The organism is Streptomyces pseudovenezuelae (assembly GCF_001513955.1).
GTDB classification, from domain to species: domain Bacteria; phylum Actinomycetota; class Actinomycetes; order Streptomycetales; family Streptomycetaceae; genus Streptomyces; species Streptomyces pseudovenezuelae.
Genome location: NZ_KQ948148.1, coordinates 607,738 through 629,602, shown reverse-complemented (window position 1 = coordinate 629,602; position 21,865 = coordinate 607,738). Strand labels below are relative to the sequence as shown.

Annotated in this window: 20 protein-coding genes, 2 tRNA genes and 1 pseudogene; 11 read left to right on the top strand and 12 right to left on the bottom strand. The window is 69.2% G+C overall.

Going from position 1 to position 21,865, the window contains the following annotated elements:
* Positions 1 to 679: 679 nt before the first annotated feature.
* Both AQI94_RS44075 and AQI94_RS23165 read right to left on the bottom strand, forming a co-directional pair.
* A pseudogene (locus tag AQI94_RS44075) lies at positions 680 to 1,580 on the bottom strand (serine/threonine-protein kinase); the annotation flags it as partial.
* Between the two features lie 232 nt (positions 1,581 to 1,812).
* Positions 1,813 to 2,361, bottom strand: a complete 549-nt coding sequence (locus AQI94_RS23165) for a helix-turn-helix domain-containing protein (protein ID WP_031036313.1) — start codon at positions 2,359 to 2,361, stop codon at positions 1,813 to 1,815.
* A gap of 185 nt (positions 2,362 to 2,546) precedes the next feature.
* Between AQI94_RS23165 and AQI94_RS23160 the strand changes: the two genes are divergently transcribed.
* Positions 2,547 to 2,619, top strand: a tRNA-Ala gene (locus AQI94_RS23160).
* 253 nt (positions 2,620 to 2,872) lie between these two features.
* On the opposite strand, the gene AQI94_RS23155 is transcribed toward AQI94_RS23160, so the two are convergent.
* Positions 2,873 to 3,823 (bottom strand): glycoside hydrolase family 26 protein, encoded by a 951-nt coding sequence (locus tag AQI94_RS23155; RefSeq protein WP_031036314.1) that lies wholly within the window; start codon positions 3,821 to 3,823, stop codon positions 2,873 to 2,875.
* Positions 3,824 to 3,972: 149 nt separating this feature from the next.
* Entirely contained in the window at positions 3,973 to 4,674 is a 702-nt protein-coding gene (locus AQI94_RS23150) for a DUF5324 family protein (protein WP_031036317.1), read from the bottom strand.
* A gap of 242 nt (positions 4,675 to 4,916) precedes the next feature.
* Here AQI94_RS23150 and AQI94_RS23145 point away from each other — a divergent pair, with 242 nt between their 5' ends.
* Positions 4,917 to 5,450, top strand: a complete 534-nt coding sequence (locus AQI94_RS23145) for a peptidylprolyl isomerase (RefSeq protein WP_031036320.1) — start codon at positions 4,917 to 4,919, stop codon at positions 5,448 to 5,450.
* A 105-nt stretch (positions 5,451 to 5,555) separates the two neighbouring features.
* On the top strand, positions 5,556 to 6,440 hold the full coding sequence (locus AQI94_RS23140; protein WP_031036323.1) for a rhomboid family intramembrane serine protease: 885 nt from the start codon (positions 5,556 to 5,558) through the stop codon (positions 6,438 to 6,440).
* Positions 6,441 to 6,704: 264 nt separating this feature from the next.
* Here AQI94_RS23140 and crgA read toward each other — a convergent pair whose 3' ends face one another.
* The gene (gene crgA, locus AQI94_RS23135) at positions 6,705 to 6,959 is read right to left on the bottom strand and encodes a cell division protein CrgA (protein ID WP_020119474.1); all 255 of its coding nucleotides are present in this window, start codon (positions 6,957 to 6,959) and stop codon (positions 6,705 to 6,707) included.
* Between the two features lie 140 nt (positions 6,960 to 7,099).
* Here crgA and AQI94_RS23130 point away from each other — a divergent pair, with 140 nt between their 5' ends.
* The 6 genes from AQI94_RS23130 to AQI94_RS23110 are packed head-to-tail and all read left to right on the top strand — an operon-like array spanning position 7,100 to position 11,327.
* On the top strand, positions 7,100 to 7,879 hold the full coding sequence (locus tag AQI94_RS23130; protein ID WP_078902554.1) for a DUF881 domain-containing protein: 780 nt from the start codon (positions 7,100 to 7,102) through the stop codon (positions 7,877 to 7,879).
* Positions 7,880 to 7,906: 27 nt separating this feature from the next.
* Positions 7,907 to 8,596, top strand: a complete 690-nt coding sequence (locus AQI94_RS23125) for a class E sortase (protein ID WP_031036331.1) — start codon at positions 7,907 to 7,909, stop codon at positions 8,594 to 8,596.
* Positions 8,597 to 8,649: 53 nt separating this feature from the next.
* On the top strand, positions 8,650 to 8,811 hold the full coding sequence (locus tag AQI94_RS45080; RefSeq protein WP_031036334.1) for a hypothetical protein: 162 nt from the start codon (positions 8,650 to 8,652) through the stop codon (positions 8,809 to 8,811).
* Positions 8,808 to 9,446, top strand: coding sequence for an aminodeoxychorismate/anthranilate synthase component II (locus AQI94_RS23120; protein ID WP_007383306.1), 639 nt, complete (start codon positions 8,808 to 8,810; stop codon positions 9,444 to 9,446). The genes AQI94_RS45080 and AQI94_RS23120 overlap by 4 nt, the downstream gene beginning before the upstream one ends.
* Complete coding sequence (locus AQI94_RS23115; RefSeq protein WP_031036336.1) at positions 9,443 to 10,576, top strand: class E sortase; 1,134 nt, start codon at positions 9,443 to 9,445, stop codon at positions 10,574 to 10,576. Before AQI94_RS23120 ends, AQI94_RS23115 begins: the two co-directional genes overlap by 4 nt.
* Positions 10,577 to 10,589: 13 nt before the next feature.
* Positions 10,590 to 11,327, top strand: coding sequence for a class E sortase (locus AQI94_RS23110; protein WP_031036339.1), 738 nt, complete (start codon positions 10,590 to 10,592; stop codon positions 11,325 to 11,327).
* A gap of 71 nt (positions 11,328 to 11,398) precedes the next feature.
* Here AQI94_RS23110 and pknB read toward each other — a convergent pair whose 3' ends face one another.
* From pknB to AQI94_RS23080, 6 genes are all read right to left on the bottom strand, one after another.
* A complete protein-coding gene (gene pknB / locus AQI94_RS23105) occupies positions 11,399 to 13,393 on the bottom strand; it encodes a Stk1 family PASTA domain-containing Ser/Thr kinase (protein WP_031036342.1) in 1,995 nt (664 codons plus the stop codon).
* A 169-nt stretch (positions 13,394 to 13,562) separates the two neighbouring features.
* On the bottom strand, positions 13,563 to 15,035 hold the full coding sequence (locus AQI94_RS23100; RefSeq protein ID WP_031036344.1) for a peptidoglycan D,D-transpeptidase FtsI family protein: 1,473 nt from the start codon (positions 15,033 to 15,035) through the stop codon (positions 13,563 to 13,565).
* On the bottom strand, positions 15,032 to 16,486 hold the full coding sequence (locus AQI94_RS23095; protein WP_031036347.1) for an FtsW/RodA/SpoVE family cell cycle protein: 1,455 nt from the start codon (positions 16,484 to 16,486) through the stop codon (positions 15,032 to 15,034). The genes AQI94_RS23100 and AQI94_RS23095 overlap by 4 nt, the downstream gene beginning before the upstream one ends.
* A gap of 27 nt (positions 16,487 to 16,513) precedes the next feature.
* Positions 16,514 to 18,079 carry a Stp1/IreP family PP2C-type Ser/Thr phosphatase gene (locus tag AQI94_RS23090; protein WP_031036348.1) on the bottom strand — a complete coding sequence of 522 codons (1,566 nt, stop codon included), beginning with the start codon at positions 18,077 to 18,079 and terminating at the stop codon, positions 16,514 to 16,516.
* A 98-nt stretch (positions 18,080 to 18,177) separates the two neighbouring features.
* Positions 18,178 to 18,690, bottom strand: coding sequence for an FHA domain-containing protein FhaB/FipA (locus AQI94_RS23085; protein WP_031036350.1), 513 nt, complete (start codon positions 18,688 to 18,690; stop codon positions 18,178 to 18,180).
* 10 nt (positions 18,691 to 18,700) lie between these two features.
* Positions 18,701 to 19,579, bottom strand: coding sequence for an FhaA domain-containing protein (locus tag AQI94_RS23080; RefSeq protein WP_062229911.1), 879 nt, complete (start codon positions 19,577 to 19,579; stop codon positions 18,701 to 18,703).
* 465 nt (positions 19,580 to 20,044) lie between these two features.
* Between AQI94_RS23080 and AQI94_RS23075 the strand changes: the two genes are divergently transcribed.
* A tRNA-Leu gene (locus AQI94_RS23075) sits at positions 20,045 to 20,131 on the top strand.
* A gap of 195 nt (positions 20,132 to 20,326) precedes the next feature.
* On the opposite strand, the gene AQI94_RS23070 is transcribed toward AQI94_RS23075, so the two are convergent.
* Positions 20,327 to 21,298, bottom strand: a complete 972-nt coding sequence (locus AQI94_RS23070; protein WP_031048260.1) for a LuxR C-terminal-related transcriptional regulator — start codon at positions 21,296 to 21,298, stop codon at positions 20,327 to 20,329.
* Positions 21,299 to 21,686: 388 nt separating this feature from the next.
* Here AQI94_RS23070 and AQI94_RS44650 point away from each other — a divergent pair, with 388 nt between their 5' ends.
* A complete protein-coding gene (locus tag AQI94_RS44650; RefSeq protein WP_158806285.1) occupies positions 21,687 to 21,860 on the top strand; it encodes a hypothetical protein in 174 nt (57 codons plus the stop codon).
* The last annotated feature ends 5 nt before the right edge of the window (positions 21,861 to 21,865 follow it).

The following is a 21,865-nucleotide window of genomic DNA, read 5'->3' as shown; positions in this document are numbered from 1 at the left end:
GAGGGCGCCCCGCCTGGCGCCTCCGGGTGGGAGGGTCGCCAATCTCCTCCACCGGGCCAGTTGGGTGCTCCGCTCGCCTCCTCGGGCTGGGAGGGGGTGCGGCTCGGTTGGCCGGGCGTCGGCCCCGCCGCGCTGCCTCCGCCGGACCAGGAGGGAGCCTGGCTCGCGTCCCCGGGCGGGAAGGCGCCCGGCTCATTCCCTTCGCCGGACCGGAAGGGAGCCTCGCCCGCCTCACCAGGCCGGGGCCCCACTCCGTGTCCTCCACCGAACCAGGAGGACGTCCCAGCCACCTCATCTGGCCGGGAAGCCACGCCGTTGCTCTGCCCGGGCCACGAAGGCCCTCCGCCGACCTCACGAGCACCGCGGGCCTCACTGGCACCAGCTCCGGCATCGGCCCCAGCACCACCGTCAGCTCCGCCAGCACCACCAGAGCCCCCACCGGAACCCGAGCCCCCACCGGCCCCAACACCCGCCCCTGCGCCCCCGACGCCCTCACCGGGCCCCCGCCGGAAAGCCCCCCTGCCCCCGCCGTCGGCGGCGAAAGATCCCGCGTTTCCTCTGTCGTCCCCGTACGGAGCGTCGCTCCTGTCGCCGCCCTCGAAGGAACCCCTGCTTCCGTCGCCCGTTCCGAAGCGTGCCTCTTCGCCAGTCCGGGACACGTCGTTCCGTGTCCTGCTCGGGTCCACGCCCGGTGCCCGTTTGAGCGGGCCTTCCGAGCCGAACCCTGGCGGCAGGGGGCCGAGTTGGTCGAAGATCTCGATGGTCTCGTCGTCGGGGCCGGGGTCCGGGAGGAGTTCTCTGGCGGCGGCGAGGGCTTTGCGGGCCCCCGTGGCGGTGCGGAAGCGGGCCTGCGGGTCCGGCTGGAGGAGGGACGCCACGACCTGCCAGAGCGGTTCGGGGACGCTCTGGGGCGCCCCCGGGGTGCCGTGGGCGGCGAAGTACTGGATGAGTGCCTTGGCGTCCGGCTTGGCGCCCTCCAGGAGGTACAGCGCGACCAGGCCTACGGCGAACAGGTCGGCGGGGAAGTCCGGTTCCGCACCCATCATCTGCTCGGGGGCGAGATAACCGGGCGTGCCCACGACGAGGTTGGTCTCGGTCAGGCGGGGTTCGCCCAGCCGCATGGCGATGCCGAAGTCGGACAGCCGCAGCCGCGGGCGGGCGGTGCCGGTGGCTTCGAGCAGGATGTTGGCGGGCTTGATGTCACGGTGCACGACACCTTCCGCGTGCACCGCGGCCAGCCCCGCGAGGAGTTGGTCGAGCAGGGTGCAGACGAACGAGGGCGGCAGGGGCCCGTAGTCCCCGACCAGGTGGACCAGCGAGCCGCCGGCGACCAGGTCCATGGTGAACAGGACCTTGTCGTCGTCGGCGGCCCAGCTGGCGGGCGCGAGGACATGGGGGTGGTCGATCCGCAGGGCCTGTTCGCGCACGAAGCGCAGCAGGGAGTGGGCGTCGCTCTGCAGCAGGACCTTGGCGGCCACATAGCGGCGGCGCCGGTGGTCCCAGGCACGCCAGACGGCGCCGACGCCTCCGCGTCCGATCGGATCGGCCAGTTCGTACCGGCCGGCGAACACCTCACCCATGACTGCGCGTCGCTCCTCCCCCTGCGGTTACCCCCCTTGCTTCCCCCTCGATGAGCGATACGACCCCCTCGTGGCCTCCCGGATGAGAGATACGGCCCCGTGTTCCTCGTCTCCTCGACGGCCGACACACCCCCGTATGTCGCCCGCCGCAGAGGAGTGCGACCCCTCGCGCTCCTCCATGGCACCGTCCCGGCCCGGCTGCCGAACCCCCTTCGGCGACCGGGCGGACGGCTCAGTTCTGGTGGGACTGGTAGTGCGTGACCGCGTCCGAGGTGCGGCCGGCGCCGTAGACCCGGAGGAACTCTGCCAGTTCCGGGTGGGTCGGGGCGAGAGTGTCGGCGGCGTCGATGATGTCTCCGGCGGCGGCGACCGAGCGCAGCAGCGACTGGATCTCGCGGACGACCCGCTTGACCGTCGGCGCACCCGAACTGCTCGTCGTGGTCGTGGTGTTGCTGAGCACGGAACCCCCCTGCGACTTCTTGATCTCGTCCATGCGCTCGGTCGCCTCGGCGGCGCTCACGCTGCCGTCCGCGACCTGCCCCGCCAGGTCCTGCAGCAGCTGCACCCGCTGCACCACCGCGGGATTGCCGATCTTCGCCCGCTGACCGCTCATCAGCTGTGACAGCATCGGAGCGGACAGTCCCAGCACCCCCGCCAGACGAGCCTGGTTGAGGCCCAGGTCGTCTATGAGCTTACGGAAGAGCGCCCCCAGCGGCTCCCCGTACCAGTTCCGCTGCAGTTCCCGCGCTCTTGCGGTCGCTTCCTGCTGTGCGGCGTCCATGTGCGTCTCCCCATCGCTTCCCCAAAAAACCGTGGTTCGCGACAGCGAACCACGCCGAGCATCTTACGGAGAGTGGTCGTTCGCGGGGACCCCCAATCCCTTTTGCGGAATACCGGGGATGACCCGGTACTCTGGTCTGCGGCGCCCACCGGTACGTGGTTCTTCCGGCGGACGTTCCTCTTCCCGGGGCCTTAGCTCAGTTGGTAGAGCGCTGTCTTTGCATGGCAGATGTCAGGGGTTCGACTCCCCTAGGCTCCACTTCAGAAAACCCCTCCGACCTGCGGATACGCGGGCGGAGGGGTTTTTCGTGCGGCCCTCGACGTCGGGTGGAGGTCCCAGGAGACCTGGCAGGCCGGGCCCCCGGCTGCCGAGGTCATGAGCGGTCACCGCCCGGACGGCACGAACGGGACAGGCGGTGATGGACCAGGTGGACCGTATATACGGGACAGGCGGTGCGGCCCCCGCCCCCAGAACCCCCGCCTCCAGGACCCCGCGCCCAGGCCCAGCGCCCCTACCTCATCCGCGAGCGATACACCGCGGACGACCGCGGATGGGCCCGGCAACCCCACACACCATGCGGGCAGTAATCGGTGATGGCCTGGTAGAGGGGGCGCTCCCGGGCGAACCAGGTCAGCATGCCGCGCATGTACGCCGGGTCGTCGCCGTTCTCGTACAGACCCCACTCCTGGTAGGAGAAGGGTTTGCGGTGGGCGCGGGCGAAGCGGACGTGGGCGCCCAGGCCGTACGGCTCGGTCACCTGGTCGGTGAAGCTCAGGCCGCGCGGGGCGTCGTAGGCGTCCATGCCGATGATGTCGACGACCTCGTCGCCCGGATAGCAGCGCGGCCACGGGATCGCGTCGCGGCCGCGGTTGGGGGTGAACTCGAAGCGCAGGCGCTGGCCGGGCACCGAGCGCATCGCGCGCACGATCCTCGTCCAGTACGCCTTCCACGCCGCCGGGTCCGGGCCGCAGCGGTGGGTGTAGGTGGTGCCGTTCATCTCCCAGCCGAGGACGACGATCGTGTCCGGGACGCCCAGAGCCGCCAACCGCCGGGCCAGGGTGCGGAAGTGGCCGTCGTGGTCGCCGTGCGCACCGCGCCGGAGTTCCGCGCGGACCGCGCTGTCGGGGAGGTGGGCCTCCGTGTGCTCCAGCATCGGGACGTTCAGGACGAACATGCGCCGCGGGTCGGCCCGCCGCCAGGCCGCCCAGGACTCCAGGTAGCCGGGCGCTCCCTCGATGTTGCTCCAGCGGTCGCCGGGCAGGTACACGTGCCCGACCCGGGGCGGCGGGCCGCCGAGCCAGGCGCCGAGCGCGTCGAGACGACCCACGTCGGCGGGCTCGTAGCCGACGTACGCGCCGTACGCGGAAGCAGCGACGGGCTCGGGGGCGCGGGTGGTGCAGGCCGAGGCCAGGAGCAGCAGTACGGCGGCCAGGGCGAGCGGCCCGCGGCGCGAGGGGTTCATCAGGGCGGCGGTCCGTCCGGTGCGCAGTGGTGTCCCCGCGACTGTGGTGCACGGGAGTCCTGCCGCACCGGTTCGCTCACACCGTCGGGTGAACATGACGGTGGGGCGGAGAATGTCCGCCCCACCAGTGGTACACGCCGATGTCGGCGTCAGCGCCCTTCGTCGTGCCTTGCGGCGTCCTCCTCGGCCTCCTTCGCCTGGACCTCCGGGTCCAGGACGGACTGGCCGGTGCCGTCCACGGACGTCAGCCGGCCCGTCTCGGGCACCTCGGTCGCGGCGGGCGGCTCGACCAGCCAGTCGGGGTTGGCCTGCTTGTCCCACCACTTCCAGGCGGCGTAGGCGCCGCCGGCGACGAGGCCCGCGACCGCCAGCGCCTTGGCGAGCCGTCCTGCGCGGGCCCGCCGCTCGTGCTTGCGGACCAGCTTGCGGACCTCCTTGGGCGAGATCTGACCGCGCAGTGCGGCCAGTGCGGCCACGCTGCGGGCGGTGGCCTCGTCACGGACCGGGCCGGCCGCGGCGACGGCCTGCTCGATCCTCGGGCGGGAATAGTCGGCTGCCTGCCGAGCGGCCTTGCGGGTGCGCTCGGCGGCCTCGTGGGCGGCCTGGTCGACCTTCGGCGGAACATGCGTACGGGCCTGCTCCAGACGCGGCGCCACATGGGCGCCGTACTGGACACGCGCCTGCTCGGCCGCCAGGGAGACCTTGGGGGCGAGCCGTACGCGTGCCTCCGTCGCGTAGTGCGAGGCCTTGTCCTTGGCCGTGTCGGCGTAGGGCGCCACCACTTCCGCGGCGTGCAGCACGCTGTCCTTCGCCGAGCCGGTCGCGGCGCGCACGCTGTCGATGCGGGTCACGGGATCCTCCTCCTCGGTGGCGTACGGTAATTCGACTTTCCACCCTTTTACGGATCATGCCTGCCGGAGCGCAGCCCGGCACCTGAGGGCGGGCATCCGGATCAATAACGGATGAATACGTGGCAACAGGAGCTTGTCGACGACAATGCCACGGATCGCCGCTCCGCGCCCCTGCCCGACCGATCCTCGGCCGGATCCGTGCGAGGATCGGTCGGGCACAAGAAGACAACGGAAGGCAGATCGTGGCCGAGCAGCTTTACGCCACCCTGAAGACCAACCACGGCGACATCGAAGTCCGGCTCCTGCCGAACCACGCCCCGAAGACGGTCAAGAACTTCGTCGAACTCGCCCAGGGCGAGCGCGAGTGGACGCACCCGGGCACCGGTGAGAAGTCCACCAAGAAGCTGTACGACGGCACGATCTTCCACCGCGTCATCAGCGGCTTCATGATCCAGGGCGGCGACCCGCTGGGCACCGGCATCGGTGGCCCGGGCTACGAGTTCGAGGACGAGTTCCACCCCGACCTCGGCTTCAACAAGCCGTACCTGCTCGCCATGGCCAACGCCGGCCCGGGCACCAACGGCTCGCAGTTCTTCATCACCGTCTCCCCGACGGCCTGGCTGAACCGCAAGCACACCATCTTCGGCGAGGTCACCGACCCGGCCAGCCAGAAGGTCGTCGACGCCATCGCCGGCGTCAAGACCTCCCGTCCCAACGACCGACCGGTGAACGATGTCGTCATCGAGCAGGTCGTCGTGGAGACGCGCCAGGGCTGAGCCCCGCGCAGCCGCCGCGAAGGGAACCAAACGCCCCGCTCAACCGTAAGGATGAGCGGGGCGGTGCATGTGGGCACGACGGCTCAGGGCGAGTTAGGGGATGGCATGAATCAGGAGGCGGGCACTTCACCGGAGGCCCAGAACCTGCCTGGCTGCTACCGGCACCCGGATCGTGAGACCGGCATCCGCTGCACCCGCTGCGAGCGCCCGATCTGCCCCGAGTGCATGGTCAGCGCCTCTGTCGGCTTCCACTGCCCCGAGTGCGTGCGCGACGGCGGCGGCAGCGGACCGGCTCCGGCCGCGGCGAGGCCCCGCACCATCGCGGGCGGCACGGTCACGGCCGATCCCCGGCTGTTCACGAAGATCCTCATCGGGATCAATGTCGCGGTGTTCATCGCCATCCAGGCCAAGGAGTCCCTGGCCACGGACCTGAGCCTGATCGGCGCCTGGCCGCCCGCGCCGTTCACCCCCACCGAGGGGGTCGCGGACGGGCAGTACTACCGCCTGGTGACCTCGATGTTCGCGCATCAGGAGATCTGGCACATCGGCTTCAACATGCTGAGCCTGTGGTGGCTCGGCGGTCCCCTGGAGGCGGCCCTCGGCCGGGCCCGTTACCTCGCGGTCTACTTCGTCTCCGGTCTCGCGGGTGGCGCCCTGGCCTACCTGCTGGCCAGTCCGGTCACGCAGACGCTCGGCGCCTCCGGTGCCATCTTCGGCCTCTTCGGCGCCACCGCGGTCCTGATGCGGCGGCTCAACTACGACCTGCGGCCGATCATCGCGCTCCTGGTGATCAACCTGATCTTCACCTTCGGCTGGAGCAGCATCTCCTGGCAGGCCCATATCGGCGGCCTCGTCGCCGGTCTCGTCACGGGTTACGGCATGGTCCACGCCCCACGCGAGCGGCGGGCGCTGGTGCAGTACGGCACCTGCGCGCTGGTGCTGCTGGTCGTCGTGGTCATGATCGTGATCAGGACCGCCCAGCTGACCTGACGGGCCCGCGCGACCCCTCTGAGCGGCTGTTTTCCACAGCGCGTGGCCGATCTTGTGCATACCGTGCGGGAACAGCTGTGCCCCCTGTCGCTGACCCGTGTTTATGCAGGTCAGGCAGGGGGCGAACTGGCTTGCGGGAGCTGGTGCGATGGTCGTACCAGCGTCAACACCCGAGGGGTTATCCACAGATCGTCGTCTTTTCCCCAGCCCGTTGTGGAAATGCGGCCGGGCTGTGGATAACTCAGCGGATACCCCTGGGGAGAGCTACTTCCACTGGGTGGAGACGCCGAATCCGGCGGCGATGAAGCCGAAGCCCACCACGATGTTCCAGTTGTCCAGAGCGTCGATGGGCAGGGAGCCGTCGGTCACATAGAAGACGACGATCCAGGCCAGCCCGATGAGGAACATGGCCAGCATCACCGGGGCGACCCAGGCGCGGCTGTTCAGCTTGATGGCGGTCGCCTGCTTCGCCGGCGGCGGCGTGTAGTCGGCCTTCTTGCGGATACGTGACTTCGGCACGAGGGTCTCTCCTGTCGATGCGCTGCGTGGCCGCGCAGGTAACTGGTCGGGCTCCGGGCAGCGTACAAGGGGACTCTTAGCGCTCCCCCGGGCGTCCGTTAGCGTAGTGCTTCCGCGGCGCCGAAGGAGATAAGGGTACGTTGAGTAATTCTGCCCACTCCCCCCAGTCCGGATCCAGTCCTGTCCGCAGGCGCGGTTTCCGGCCGGTGCGGGTGCTCACGGTGGCCGTCTTCGCTCTCGCCGGGCTCATCTTCTTCACGAGTTTCAATACGGCCAAGGGCACCGACATCCGCACGGACTCCTCCCTGCTGAAGCTCTCGGACCTCATCCAGGAGCGCAGCCACAACAACGGAAAGCTCGACGAGTCCAACGGCTCGCTGCGCCGGGACGTCGAGTCGCTCGCCGAGCGCGACGACGGCAGCACCAAGGCCGAGGACGACAAGCTCGCCGCCCTGGAGGACCGGGCGGGCACCCAGAAGATCAAGGGGAAGGCGGTCACGGTCACGCTCGACGACGCCCCGCCGAACGCCACCGCCAAGCTCCCCGGCTATCCCGAGCCGCAGCCCGACTACCTGGTCATCCACCAGCAGGACCTCCAGGCCGTGGTCAACGCCCTGTGGAAGGGCGGCGCCCAGGGCATCAAGGTCATGGACCAGCGACTGATCTCCACCAGTGCCGTGCGCTGCGTCGGCAACACCCTGATCCTCCAGGGCCGCGTCTACTCACCGCCGTACAAGATCCAGGCGGTCGGGGACCCCGGCAAGCTGAAGCAGGCGCTCGCGGACTCCAAGGCGATCCAGAACTACATGGTCTACGTCAACGTCTACGGCCTCGGCTGGAATGTCGCCGACGACGGCACGGTGACTCTTCCCGGCTACTCGGGCACAGTGGATCTGCAGTACGCCAAGCCCGTGGAGTGAGCACGGGGTGAGTCCCTGGAGCCGCCGGTGCGTGTCGTGGTCCGGACCGTCAGCGAGCTGTGCGTCACCGTCGGCGCCCTGATCGTGCTGTTCGTCGCCTATGTGCTGTTCTGGACCGGTGTGAAGGCCGACACCGTCATGGACGACCAGATCGACCAGTTACAGAACCAGTGGTCGCAGGGGAGTGTGCGGCAGCCGAAGGTGACGGCCGGGGCGTCCGCGGCCCCCGCGCAGCCGGCGCCGTACCTGAGCGGGAAGCCCTTCGCGATCATGTACATCCCCCGGCTCGGTTTCACGTGGAACAAGCCCGTGCTCGAAGGCACCCAGGTCAGCACCCTGAAGAAGGGCCTCGGCCACTACGCGAACACCACGCAGCTCGGGCAGCAGGGCAACTTCTCGGTCGCCGGGCACCGGCGCACCTACGGCGATCCCTTCAAGGACTTCCCCCGGCTGCGGCGCGGTGACGCGGTCGTCCTGACCGACGGAACGACCTGGTTCACGTATCGGATCGACAAAGGGCCTTACAAAACCGTTCCCACTGACATTGAGGTGATCGATCCTGTGCCACGTAAATCCGGGTACACGCGGCCTGGCCGCTATCTCACGCTGACCACGTGCGATCCGGAGTGGGGACACAGTCACCGGCTGATCGTCTGGGCACACCTGGACTCCACACAGCCTGTGGAGGACGGCAAGCCTGTTGCCCTGCGCCGTTAGTCTGGTGCGGTACGGCGTGTGTGTGGGTGCCGTGGTGCGACGGAAGGGACGGCATGTACGGCTGGATCTGGCGGCATCTGCCGGGGAACGCATGGGTGAAGGCATTCCTCTCACTCATGCTGGTCGTTGCTGTGGTCTACGTCCTGTTCCAGTACGTGTTCCCGTGGGCCGAACCGCTGCTGCCCTTCAACGATGTGACGGTGGACAACCAGTGAGCGCGCGCATTCTCGTCGTCGACAACTACGACAGCTTTGTCTTCAACCTGGTCCAGTACCTGTACCAGCTGGGCGCGGAGTGCGAGGTGCTGCGCAACGACGAGGTGTCGACGGCGCACGCCCAGGACGGCTTCGACGGCGTCCTGCTCTCGCCGGGCCCCGGTACACCGGAGGAGGCCGGGGTCTGCATCGAGATGGTGCGCCACTGCGCCGCGACCGGGGTGCCCGTCTTCGGCGTCTGCCTCGGCATGCAGTCGATGCAGGTGGCCTACGGCGGTGTCGTGGACCGCGCCCCCGAGCTGCTGCACGGCAAGACCTCGCTGGTCGAGCACGAGGGCCGCGGGGTCTTCGCCGGGCTGCCCACTCCCTTCACGGCGACCCGGTACCACTCGCTGGCCGCCGAGCCGGCGACGGTCCCGGCCGAGCTGGAGGTCACCGCGCGGACGCACGACGGGATCGTCATGGGGCTGAGGCACCGTGAACTCCCGGTCGAGGGTGTGCAGTTCCACCCCGAGTCGGTGCTGACGGAACACGGTCACCTGATGCTGGCCAACTGGCTGGTGGAGTGCGGGGACCAGGGCGCGGTGGCGAGGTCGGCGGGGCTCGCCCCGGTGGTGGGCAGGGCCACGGCGTGACGGCCCTGCGCCCCGAGCGCGAGGACTTGTACGGCGACGCGTCGTACGAGTCCTACGGCGGCGATCCTTACGGCGGGGAGACCTTCGGCGGTGCTGCCCACGCCGAGGAGCCCTACGCCGAGAAGCCGTATGCCGAGGAGACGTACGCCCAGGAGTCGCCCGGCGGGGCGTCGCGTGGCGGGGCGTCGGCTCCGTATGTGCCGCCGGCCGACGACGAGACGGTGGCGCTGCGGATACCCGACCCGCCGCCGCCCTCCATATCCGCCTCCACGGCCTCTTCCGTCACATCCGCCACTGGATCCCCACAGGGTGGCCGTGCGGCCCGCAGAAAGGCCGCCAAAGGCCGTCACGGGCGCCATGGAGGCGGGGCCGCTCCCGACGCGCAGTCGGACCAGGAGTCGCCGGACGGCAGGCCGCTCTCCCGCGTCGAGGCCCGCAGACAGGCGAAGGCGCGCAAACCGGGCGCGGCCGTCCTCGCGAGCCGGGCGATCGGTGAGGTGTTCATCACCACCGGTGTGCTGATGCTGCTGTTCGTCAGCTACCAGTTGTGGTGGACCAACGTGCGGGCGCACGCGGCGGCGGACAAGGAGGCGAGCAGCCTCCAGAACGACTGGGCGAGCGGGAAGGGCGCCCCGGGCACCTTCGAGCCGGGCCAGGGCTTCGCGCTGTTGCACATCCCGAAGCTGGACGTCGTGGTGCCGATAGCCGAGGGCGTCAGCAACAAGAAGGTCCTCGACAAGGGCATGGTCGGCCACTACGGCGAGGGCGCGCTGAAGACGGCCATGCCCGACGCCAAGACCGGCAACTTCGCCCTCGCCGGGCACCGCAACACGCACGGCGAGCCCTTCCGTTACATCAACAAGCTCAGCCCCGGTGACGCGATCGTCGTGGAGACGCAGGACGAGTACTTCGTCTACAAGATGACCTCGACGCTGCCGGTGACGTCTCCGAGCAACACGAGCGTGATCGACCCCGTCCCCAAGGGGTCCGGGTTCACCACGGCCGGCCGCTACATCACCCTCACCACCTGCACGCCGGAGTTCACCAGCAAGTACCGCTTGATCGTCTGGGGCAAGATGGTCGAGGAACGGCCGCGCAGCAAGGGCAAGCCGGATGCGCTCGTCCAGTAAGGGCAGATGACCAGTGGCAGCGACCACAGAGCAAGAGCAGAACATCGGCAGCCCCGCGCCGCGCCGCCGCGGCCCCGGCCGGATCGCCATGGCGGTCAGCTTCTTCGGTGAACTCCTCATCACGGCAGGCCTGGTGCTCGGCCTGTTCGTCGTCTACTCGCTGTGGTGGACGAACGTCGTCGCCGACCGTGCGGCGGACAAGCAGGCCGACAAGGTGCGTGACGCCTGGACCGAGCGGACCACGGGCGGTCCCGGCGCGCTGGACACCAAGAACGGCATCGGCTTCCTGCACGTCCCCGCGATGAGGAACGGCGAGGTCCTGGTCGAGAAGGGCACCTCGACGAAGATCCTCAACGACGGCGTCGCCGGCTACTACACCGACCCCGTCAAGGCCACGCTCCCCACCACCGGCAAGACCGGCAACTTCGCCCTCGCCGCCCACCGCGACGGTCACGGGGCGAAGTTCCACAACATCGACAAGGTCAAGAAGGGCGACCCGATCGTCTTCGAGACCAAGGACGCGTGGTACGTCTACAAGGTCTACGCCGTCCTGCCCGAGACCTCGAAGTACAACGTCGAGGTCCTCGGCCAGGTCCCCAAGGAGTCCGGCAAGAAGAAGGCCGGCCACTACATCACCCTGACGACGTGCACGCCGGTCTACACCTCCCGCTACCGCTACGTCGTGTGGGGCGAACTGGTCCGCACCGAGAAGGTGGACAGCGAACGGACGCTGCCGAAGGAACTGCGGTAACCACCGACGAAAGAGCCCCGGCCCCCCACTGAGGGGCCGGGGCTCTTCCATGTGGTGCCGGTGCCGTACGGCTATCCGGTGCCGCCTCCGAAGAAGCCGCCGCCGTTGTTGCCGCCGTTGTTGTTGCCGCCCCCGACGCTCACCGTGGTCAGGTTGATCTGGGTGCCGCCCGGATCGTCGACCTCGCTGCCCCCCTGGGGATCCTGCTGGGCCACCAGTGCGGTGTCGCTCTGGTCGCTGCCGTTCGCGAACTGGATGTTCGTGAAGCCGGCGTTGTTGAGGATCTGCCTGGCCTGGCCGACCGTGCGGCCCACGACGCTCGGGACCTCGGTCTTGTCCTTCGCCTTGCCGATCTGGATGTTGACCGACGAGTTCTTGTCGGCCTGGGTGCCGGCCTGCGGCGAGGTCGAGATGACCTTGCCGATCTGGTTGGTGTCGTCGGTCTCCACCTCGGTGCAGTTGCCGACGAGGTTGTTCGCCTGCATCTGTGCCTTGGCGTCGTCACAGGACCGGCCGATGACGTCCGGGACCGTGGACTTCTCCTCGGCCTTGGCGATGGTGAGGGTGACGGTGGACCCCTTCTCCACCTCCGAGCCGAGTTTCGGGTCCTGGTTCAGGACGGTGCCCGCCTTCTCGGTGGACACTTGCTGCTTGGTCTTGACGACGAACTGGTACTGGTCGTCCTGCAGCGTCTCCGTGGCCTTGTCGACGTCCTGGCCGAGGACGCTGGGGACGGCCACCTTCGGCGCCCCGGTGGACACCACGATGCTGACGGTGGAGTTCTTGTCGACCTTGGTGCCGCCGGTGGGGTTCTGCTCGCAGACGTTGCCCTTGGCGGTGTTCTCGCACGCCTTCTGCGTGACCTCGCCGAGCTTCAGGTCGACGTTGCCCAGCTGTCTGGTGGCATCGTCCTTCGGCTGGTTGACGAGGTTCGGCACGGTCACCTGGTCGTTGGCCGCACCGCCGCCGCTGAAGATCCACTTGCCGATCAGGATCGCGCCGACGAGCACCAGGATGCCCGCCACCACCAGGAGGATCGTCGAGGTGTTCGACTTCTTCTGGCGGCGCCGGTCGGGGCGGTCGTCGTAGCCGAAGCCGCCGTCGTCCGGGCTCATCGGCGGCAGCATGGTGGTGGCGCCCGCGTCGGAGCGCAGGGCCGTGGTCGGCTGGTCGTCCGGGTAGCCGCCGTAGCCCACCGAGCCCATCGCGGCGGTGGCCGCGACCGGCTGGCCGTCGAGGCAGGCCTCGATGTCGGCGCGCATCTCGTCGGCCGACTGGTAGCGGTAGTTCGGGTCCTTGACCAGGGCCCGAAGGACGATGGCGTCCATCTCGGGCGTGATCTCGGGGTCGAACACCGACGGGGGCTGCGCCTCTTCCCGTACGTGCTGGTACGCGACGGCCACCGGGGAGTCGCCCACGAACGGCGGCCGGACCGTCAGCAGCTCGTAGAGCAGACAGCCGGTGGAGTAGAGGTCCGACCTCGCGTCGACCTGCTCGCCCTTGGCCTGCTCCGGGGAGAGGTACTGGGCGGTGCCGATCACGGCGGACGTCTGGGTCATCGTCATGCCGGAGTCGCCCATGGCGCGGGCGATGCCGAAGTCCATCACCTTGACCTGGCCGTTGCGCGTGAGCATGACGTTGGCCGGCTTGATGTCCCGGTGGACGATCCCGCTGCGGTGCGAGTACTCCAGCGCCTGGAGGATCCCGATGGTCATCTCCAGGGAGCGCTCCGGCAGCAGCTTGCGGCCGGAGTGCAGCAGCTCGCGGAGCGTGGAGCCGTCGACGTACTCCATGACGATGTACGGGATCGAGACCCCGTCGATGTAGTCCTCGCCCGTGTCGTAGACCGCCACGATCGCGGGATGGTTGAGCGAGGCGGCCGACTGGGCCTCCCGGCGGAACCGGGCCTGGAAGGACGGGTCGCGCGCGAGGTCCGCGCGCAGCGTCTTCACCGCCACCGTGCGGCCGAGGCGCGTGTCCATGGCGAGGTAGACCTCCGCCATGCCACCACGGCCGAGCACCTGGCCCAGCTCGTACCGGCCGCCGAGGCGACGCGGCTCTTCCATAGCTTCCTACCAGCCCTCTCCGTCGGTCCCGACGAACACGTGTGTGCCGTCGGAGGCTGCACTCCGGGCCTACCGTACCCGGCTAGCTTTGTGTGACCTGGCCAAGTGCGTCACCCGATACAGGACCGGTATCGCAACGTGCACCGATGTGAGGGCGACGTGAGCGGGGTCACTTCTTGGAGTCGATGACCGCCTCCATGACGCTCTTGGCGATGGGCGCCGCGAGACCGCTGCCGGAGATGTTCTCGCGGACCGCGTTGTCGTCCTGGACGACCACGGCCACGGCGACCGGAGCGCTGTCGCCGACCTTGGCGTACGAGATGAACCAGGCGTACGGGTTCTTGCTGTTGTTCTCACCGTGCTGGGCGGTACCGGTCTTGCCCCCCACGGTGACGCCGTCGATCTGGGCCGTGGTGCCGGTGCCCTTCTGGACGACCGTCTCCATCATCGTCTGGAGGATCTGGGCGTTCTCCGGGGACAGCGGCTCGCTCATCTTCTCCGGCTCGGTCTTCTCCAGGGTGTCCACGTTCGGGGCCTGGAGGGAGTCGACCATGTACGGCTTCATCAGGGTGCCGTTGTTGGCGACGGCCGAGGCGACCATGGCCATCTGGAGCGGGGTCGCGGCGGTGTTGTACTGGCCGATGGAGGACAGCGCGGTCTGCGAGGGGTTCATGTCGTCGGAGAAGACCGACGCGCTGGAGCGGACCGGCGTGAACTGCTCCTCGGTGAAGCCGAACTTCTTGGCCTCTTCGAGCATCTTGTCGTTGCCGAGGTCGGAGCCGACCTTGCCGAAGACGGTGTTGCACGAGTACTGCAGCGCGACCCGCAGGGTGGCGTTCTTGCAGGGGATGTTGCCCTCGTTCTTCAGCTGGGTCGTGGTCTCGGGCATCGTCCAGGGCAGCGGGGAGTCGGTCTTCTCGTCGGCCGACTTGTACAGGCCGTTCTCCAGCGCGGCGGCCGCGGTGACGACCTTGAAGGTGGAGCCGGGCGGGTAGACCTCGCGCAGCGCCCGGTTGAGCGAGGGGTCGTCGGGGTTGCTCTTCTTGTCGAGCTTCTTCCACGCCTCGGCGTCGGAGTCGCTGCCTCCGGCGATCGTCGAGGGGTCGTACGACGGGTAGGAGGCCAGCGCCAGGATCTTGCCGGTCGAGGGCTCGATGGCGGCGACCGCGCCCTTGCCGCCCTGCTTCTTCAGACCCTGGTAGGCGGCCTTCTGCGCGGCGGCGTTGAGGGTGGTGACGACATTGCCGCCCTCCTTCGGCTTGCCGGTGAGCATGTCGAGGGTGTTGCGGAAGAACAGCCGGTCGTCGGTGCCGGTGAGGATGCCGTCCTCGATGGACTCCAGCTGGGTGGCGCCGTAGGCCTGCGAGACGAAGCCGGTGACCGGCGCCCACATCGCGCCGTCCTTGTAGGTGCGCTTGTACTTGAAGTCGCCCGACGTCGTCTCCGCGTGCCCGGTGATCGCTTTGCCGTCGACGATGATGTCGCCGCGGGGCGTGGCGTACCGCGCGATGAGCACCCGGCGGTTGTCCGGGTCCTCCCTGAGGGCGTCGGCCTTCACGTACTGGAGCCAGTTGTCGCGGATGAGCAGGGCCAGGACCAGGAGGCCGCAGAAGATCGCGATCCGGCGCAGGGGCTTGTTCATGACGGGCGGACCACCTGGGTCATCTCGGCGTCGGGGCTGGGGGCGGGGGCGGGCGCGGGACGGCGCGCGGTGTCGCTGATTCTGATCAGGATGCCGATCAGGGCCCAGTTGGCGATGACGGAGGAACCGCCGTACGCCAGGAAGGGCATCGTCATACCGGTCAGCGGGATCAGGCCCATCACGCCGCCGGCCACCACGAAGACCTGGAGCGCGAAGGCGCCGGACAGGCCGATGGCGAGCAGCTTGCCGAAGGGGTCGCGGGCGGCGAGGGCGGTGCGTACGCCGCGCTCCACGATCAGGCCGTAGATCAGCAGGATCGCCATGAGGCCGGCCAGGCCCAGCTCCTCGCCGAAGGTGGCGAGGATGAAGTCGGAGTTGGCGGCGAAGCGGATCAGCTCGGAGTGGCCCTGTCCCCAGCCGGTGCCGAGGGTGCCGCCGGAGCCGAAGGCCCACAGGGCCTGCATGGCCTGCTCGGAGTGGACGATGCCGTCGTTGCTGCCGTTGCGGCTGAGCAGGTACTCGTGCATCGGGTCGAGCCAGGCCTGGACACGGGTCTGGACGTGCGGTTCGAAGGAGGCCACACCCACCGCACCAGCCGCCGACATCAGCAGACCGAAGACGATCCAGCTGGTCCGCTCGGTGGCGACGTACAGCATGATGATGAACATTCCGAAGAACAGCAGCGAGGTACCGAGGTCGGTCTCGAAGACCAGGATGAGGATCGAGATCATCCAGACGACGATGATCGGACCGAGGTCGCGGCCGCGCGGCAGGTACAGGCCCATGAAGCGGCGGCTGGCGAGGGCGAGCGCGTCCCGTTTGACCATGAGGTAGCCGGCGAAGAAGATCGCGAGCACGATCTTGGCGAACTCACCGGGCTGGATGGTGAAGCTGCCGACCTGGATCCAGATCTTGGCGCCGTAGGTGATGTTGGCGCCGAGGCCCGGGACCAGCGGGAGCAGCAGCAGGACCAGCGCGCCGACCATGGAGATGTAGGTGTAGCGCTGCAGGACCCGGTGGTCCTTGAGGAAGACCAGCACGACGGCGAACAGGGCGATGCCCATCGCCGTGTAGATCAGCTGGTTGGTCGCCTTGCCGCCGGCCTGGCCGATCTGCTGGAGCAGCTTCGACTGGTCAAGCCGCCAGATCGCGACGAGCCCGAGGCCGTTGAGCAGGGTGGCCAGCGGCAGCATCAGCGGGTCCGCGTACGGGGCGAACTTGCGTACGGCGAGATGGGCGACGCCGGCCAGCAGACCGAGGCCCAGGCCGTAGCTCAGCAGCCCGGTCGGGACCTGGTCGTCGATCGCCAGGCCCACGTTGGCGTAGGCGAAGACCGGGATGAGGACGGCGAACACCAGCAGCGCCAGCTCGGTGTTGCGACGACTGGGAGCGCCGATCGCGCCGATCGTGGACGTGTGGTGCGTCGACGTGTTCGAAGTACTGCTGCTCATCGTGTGCCAGGGCCTCTCACGGCTTGCCTACTGCGTTCCGCAGTTCCCGACGACCTGCTTCTCCTCGTCCGAGAGGGTGGGGCCGGGGGTGGGAGTGGGCTTCGGGGATGCGGAAGCGCTCGGGGACGGGGAGGTCGTGCTCGTCGGGGTCGGTGTGGCCTTTGACGTCAGAGAGGACCGGGTGGTTCCCGTGGTGCCGCCGGCCTCGCCCTCGCCCGTCTTGGAGTTCTTGTTGCTCTCCGTGGCCTGCGCCTCGGCCTGCTTCTTGCACGCGGAGGCCTGGACGCCCAGTTCGTCGATCTTCTTCTGGGCCGTCTTCAGGTCGCCCTCGGCGATGGTGCCCTCGACCGACTTCTGCTGGTACGGCGGCAGGTACTTGAGTTCGATCTCGGGGTGGTCCTTGGACACCTTCGAGAGCGAGACCCACGCCAGGTCCTGGCTGATGCCGCGGTACAGCGCCACGTGCCTGCCGTTGGTGCCGACGTAGTACTGGGTCTGCGTCCAGCGGTAACCGCCGTACAGACCGCCGCCGATGACGGCGAGCGCGAGGACCGAGTAGAAGGATCTCTTCAGCCACCTGCGGCCCTTGCGGGGCTTGACGAAGTCGTCGTCGGTGTAGTCGCCGAAGCTGCCCGCGGGGATGTAGCCGGTGGTGTCGGAGGAGCCGGGCGGCCCGAAGTCGCCGCCCCCGCCGTGTCCGTGGCCCTGCCGGCCGAGCCCGGAGGCGCGGCCCGCGGGGGTCTGCATGATGCCGTTGTCGTGCAGCTGGTGCTGGTTCTCGGCGACCGCGCCGACCACGACGGGGGTGTCGGAGAGCTGCCCGGCGAGGGTGTCCCCGGTGTCCAGGTCGAGGACGTCGGCCACGATGACCGTGATGTTGTCGGGGCCGCCGCCGCGCAGCGCGAGCTGGATGAGCTCCTGCACGGTCTCCTGGGGGCCCTGGTAGCTGGCGAGGGTGTCTTCCAGGGTCTGGTGGGAGACCACGCCGGAGAGGCCGTCGGAGCAGATCAGGTAGCGGTCGCCGGCGCGGACCTCGCGGATGGAGAGGTCGGGCTCGACGTGCTCGCCGCTGCCCAACGCCCGCATCAGCAGCGAGCGTTGGGGGTGGGTGGTGGCCTCTTCCTCGGTGATGCGGCCCTCGTCGACCAGGCGCTGCACCCAGGTGTGGTCCTGCGTGATCTGCGTGAGGACGCCGTCGCGCAGCAGGTACGCGCGCGAGTCGCCGACGTGCACGAGGCCGAGCCGCTGGCCCGTCCACAGCAGGGCGGTCAGCGTGGTCCCCATGCCTTCGAGCTGGGGGTCCTCCTCGACCATGGAGCGCAGCTGGTCGTTGGCGCGCTGGACGGCCACGCCGAGCGAGGTGAGGACGTCGGAGCCGGGCACGTCGTCGTCGAGGGCGACGATGGTGGAGATGGCCTCGGAGGAGGCGACCTCGCCGGCGGCGGCGCCGCCCATGCCGTCGGCGATGGCGAGCAGGCGGGGCCCGGCGTACCCGGAGTCCTCGTTGCCCTCCCGGATCATGCCTTTGTGCGATCCGGCGGCGAAGCGCAGTGACAGACTCATGCGCACCTCGCCCGTCGGCTCCGGGTACATCCGCACGGTGCCCACCCTCCGGTCGGGAGCGCGCCGGGGCCCGGGGTGGGGGCCCACACCGCGTGCTCGCTCCGCTCGCGCCTATTCATGATGTAGCACTACTTCCGCAGCTCGATGACGGTCTTGCCGATGCGGATCGCCGCGCCCAGCGGAATCGGCGTGGGGGTCGTCAGCCGCGTTCGGTCGAGGTACGTGCCGTTGGTGGAGCCCAGGTCCTCGACGATCCACTGACCGTCGCGGTCCGGATAGATCCTGGCATGCCGGCTGGAGGCGTAGTCGTCGTCCAGCACGATGGTGCTGTCGTGCGCCCGGCCCAGGGTGATGGTCTGCCCCTGGAGCGCGACGGTGGTACCGGTGAGGGTGCCCTCGGACACGACGAGCTTGGTAGGGGCGTTACGGCGCTGGCGGCCGCCCGCGGCCGGCTGCTGGCGCTGCTGCGGAGGCGCCTGCCGCTGGGCCTGCTGGGCCCGGCCGGCTTCCCGGCGCGCGCCGCGCTGGGTGACGCGCGTACCGAACAGGTCGCTGCGGATGACCTGCACGGCCACGATCACGAACAGCCACAGTACGGCCAGGAAACCCAGCCGCATGACCGTCAGGGTCAGCTCTGACATTGCCCCCGCTTCACCCTTCGGCTTGCCGGTAAATGATGGTGGTACTGCCCACGACGATCCGCGAGCCGTCGCGGAGCGTAGCGCGGGTGGTGTGCTGCCCGTCCACCACGATGCCGTTGGTGGACCCGAGATCCTGGATCGTCGAGGGCGTTCCGGTCCGGATCTCACAGTGCCGGCGCGAGACGCCGGGGTCGTCGATCCGCACGTCGGCTTCGGTGCTGCGGCCCAGCACCAGCGTGGCGCGGGAGATCTGATGGCGGGTGCCGTTGATCTCGATCCAGTGGCGGGTACGGGAGCCCGGCGCGGGCGCGCCGACCGGGCCGCCGGCGCCGGGGCGCTGGGCCTGGGCGGCCGGCGGGTAGCCGTAGCCGCCACGGCCCGGGGGCGGGGCGGCCGGCATGGGCGGGGCGCCGGCCGGAGCGGCCGGCGGGTAGCCGTAGCCGCCTCCCGGACCGGGTGCCGGTGCGCCGGGGCGGCCGGCCGGGGCCGAGGTCCCGGGGGCCTGCTGGTTGGTGGAGGAGGCGAGCGTACGGCTGCGCACCCGGTACAGACCGGTGTCGAGGTCGTCCGCCTTCTCCAGGTTGACCTTGATCGGCCCCATGAAGGTGTAGCGCTGCTGCTTGGCGTAGTCGCTCACCATGCCGGCGAGCTCGTCGCCGAGCTGGCCCGAGTAGGGGCTGAGCCGCTCGAAGTCCGGCGTGCTCAGCTCCACGATGAAGTCATTGGGTACGACCGTGCGGTCGCGGTTCCAGATGGTCGCGTTGTTGTCGCACTCGCGCTGGAGTGCTCCCGCGATCTCCACGGGCTGGACCTCGGACTTGAACACCTTGGCGAAGGTGCCGTTGACCAGACCTTCGAGACGCTGCTCGAACTTCTTCAGGACTCCCATGAGGCACCTCCTCCGTCCTTGCCGCCCTGGGTACTGCGCCTGCTGCTTACCTGGTACTGCTTACTGATCGTATCCACGCGCCGGTGAATCGGCTGGTTCCCCCTGTCGGCACGGTCGACGGGTGTCGACGCCTCCGAAGTTCCCTGTGGAGCCCCACTTCGAACTCCGCTGTCGAACTCCTCTGTCAAGGATCGTAGAGGCGGCCGTGGACAAGTGTCCCGCACCTGACTGTGGACCCCTGCCTGCTCCCAGGGAGACGGGGGCTACCGGTACGAGGTTGATACGTGAACCGGCACAGGTTGATACGTGGCCGACGGCACCCCGTTTCGGCGGACCGCATCCGAAGCCGCTGGTGGGCGGCTGCCCGCGGATATGGGATGTGAATCCACCCCCTCCAGCGTGCTAATGTTCTGCGTGTCGGAAGGCGCCGCACCGCAAGGCGAGGAGCCCGAGGACACACCCAATGCGCGGGTGGCGGAATAGGCAGACGCGCTGGATTCAGGTTCCAGTGCCCGAAAGGGCGTGGGGGTTCAACTCCCCCCTCGCGCACCACGGAGCGCCGACGAGTCGGTGTTCTGAGCAGTGACGGAAGGGCCCTCACCGGGATCACGGTGAGGGCCCTTCCGCTGTGTCCTGGCGCCGCCTTGCCGGTGTGATTTTCCCGTCGGTGTGAGGTCTCTCTCACTGCGCGGAGAGGTGGGCGGCGCGGAGCAGAGCCGTGGCGCTCGCTCCGCGGTCGTCGGTTCGTCAGAGCCAGCCGCGTTGTGCGGCCTTGATGCCCGCTTCGAAACGGCTGGAGGCACTGAGGCGTTCCATGATCGAGGCGACCTGTCGCCGGATCGTGCGATCGGTGAGGCCGAGGCGCTGTCCGGCCGCTTCGTCGGTGAGGCCGGTGCCGAGCAGGCGCAGGAGTTCGCGCTCGTGGTCGGTGAGGCCGGCTTCCGGGTCGTCGGGGCGGGTGGTTCCGAGCGGGACGGCTGTGTTCCAGGCCTGCTCGAAGAGTTCGAGCAGGGCGGTGACGATGCCCGGTTCGGTGACGTGCAGAGCGCCTTTGCGGTTGTCGGCGGGGTCGGTCGGCACCAGGGCGTGGGCGCGGTCGACGATGACGATGCGCTGGGGGATGGTGGGGGCGGTGCGCACCTCTCCGCCGTGGCTGAGCAGTGTGTGCGCGTAGGCGGCGATGTGGGTGTGGCGGCGGGCGTGTTCCTGGTACAGGGCGCGCAAGGTCACGCCGCGGCCGAGGGCGGCGAGGTCGTGGTCCCGTCCGGCGCTGAGGTCGTCGGGGCGCTGGATGCCCGGTTGCACGCCGATGATCTCGGTGTGGGCGGTGCGGCACAGGCGTTCGAGCCGGCGGTGGATGGCGTCCATGCCGAGCAGGCGCTCGCCGTGGGTGGAGCGGTGCTGGGCGCGATCGGCGACCATGCGGGTGACCGCTGCCCGGGACGCGGCCAACTGAGCCTGCCGGGCCGCGAGTTCGGCCTCCTGTCGGGCCACGATGTCGGCCAGGCCGATGTCGGGGTCGACCGCCCGCATCTGTCCCGGGTGCTCGCTGGACGCCCTAACCAGCATCAGCCGGCCTAGTTCGTCGAGACAGTCGTGTACCTGTGTGGGCGTCAGGCCGCACACGTCAGCGATCTGGTCGACCCCGTGGTCAGGGTGGTCGAGCATCGCCTGGTAGACGTCTGCGGCGTCGTTTCCCACTCCGAGTGCTTGCAGCATGCCCCCGTGGTCCCCCTCCTGAACGCCGCCCCCCGGCCGCGCGTCGAACCTCATGATTCCAACCTGTGGCACCGCCGTTCAAGGTTATGTGAACCACACGTGTCGGAGTCCCGCAGACGGGCATTCCGCTGGTAGCCGATGCGTGCAATGCCCGGGCGCGGCACCAGGGCGAAACCGAAATTTCCCCAAAATGGTCGCGGCCGCATGTCCTGATCCGGATAAGCCCTGTTCAGGACTCCGGGAAAGCCTTCCAACGGTATTGGTCCGAGGGGAAGCTGTTCGTCGCCGGCACGGGACAGCCCGAACGGCAGCCGGGCGAAGCGTCGACCGCGGGACGCGAGACCGGAACAGGACACCTCGCCATGTGATTCCGAAAGGAACGGTCACCATGATCCGCACCTGTATCGCCAAGGCCACCGCGGTCGCCGCTCTCATGCTCGGCTTGACCGTGCTCCTCACCCCCGCCGCGGTCGCGGCCGTTCCCTCTGCCACGGCGGCGGCAGCCGCCCCGGCCGCTGCTGCCCAGGTGGCGTCCCCGCAGACTGGCACCTGGGGCGGCTGACCGCC

Bases quoted from the DNA above. Each gene is read 5' to 3' on its own strand.
- AQI94_RS23080 (WP_062229911.1), bottom strand. From the start codon at position 19,579: ATGGGAGTCCTGAAGAAGTTCGAGCAGCGTCTCGAAGGTCTGGTCAAC.
- AQI94_RS23070 (WP_031048260.1), bottom strand. From the start codon at position 21,298: ATGCTGCAAGCACTCGGAGTGGGAAACGACGCCGCAGACGTCTACCAG.
- AQI94_RS23165 (WP_031036313.1), bottom strand. From the start codon at position 2,361: ATGGACGCCGCACAGCAGGAAGCGACCGCAAGAGCGCGGGAACTGCAG.
- AQI94_RS45080 (WP_031036334.1), top strand. From the start codon at position 8,650: ATGTACGGCTGGATCTGGCGGCATCTGCCGGGGAACGCATGGGTGAAG.
- AQI94_RS23100 (WP_031036344.1), bottom strand. From the start codon at position 15,035: ATGAACAAGCCCCTGCGCCGGATCGCGATCTTCTGCGGCCTCCTGGTC.
- AQI94_RS23140 (WP_031036323.1), top strand. From the start codon at position 5,556: ATGAATCAGGAGGCGGGCACTTCACCGGAGGCCCAGAACCTGCCTGGC.
- AQI94_RS44650 (WP_158806285.1), top strand. From the start codon at position 21,687: ATGATCCGCACCTGTATCGCCAAGGCCACCGCGGTCGCCGCTCTCATG.
- AQI94_RS23090 (WP_031036348.1), bottom strand. From the start codon at position 18,079: ATGTACCCGGAGCCGACGGGCGAGGTGCGCATGAGTCTGTCACTGCGC.
- AQI94_RS23095 (WP_031036347.1), bottom strand. From the start codon at position 16,486: ATGAGCAGCAGTACTTCGAACACGTCGACGCACCACACGTCCACGATC.
- AQI94_RS23085 (WP_031036350.1), bottom strand. From the start codon at position 18,690: ATGTCAGAGCTGACCCTGACGGTCATGCGGCTGGGTTTCCTGGCCGTA.
- pknB (WP_031036342.1), bottom strand. From the start codon at position 13,393: ATGGAAGAGCCGCGTCGCCTCGGCGGCCGGTACGAGCTGGGCCAGGTG.
- AQI94_RS23155 (WP_031036314.1), bottom strand. From the start codon at position 3,823: ATGAACCCCTCGCGCCGCGGGCCGCTCGCCCTGGCCGCCGTACTGCTG.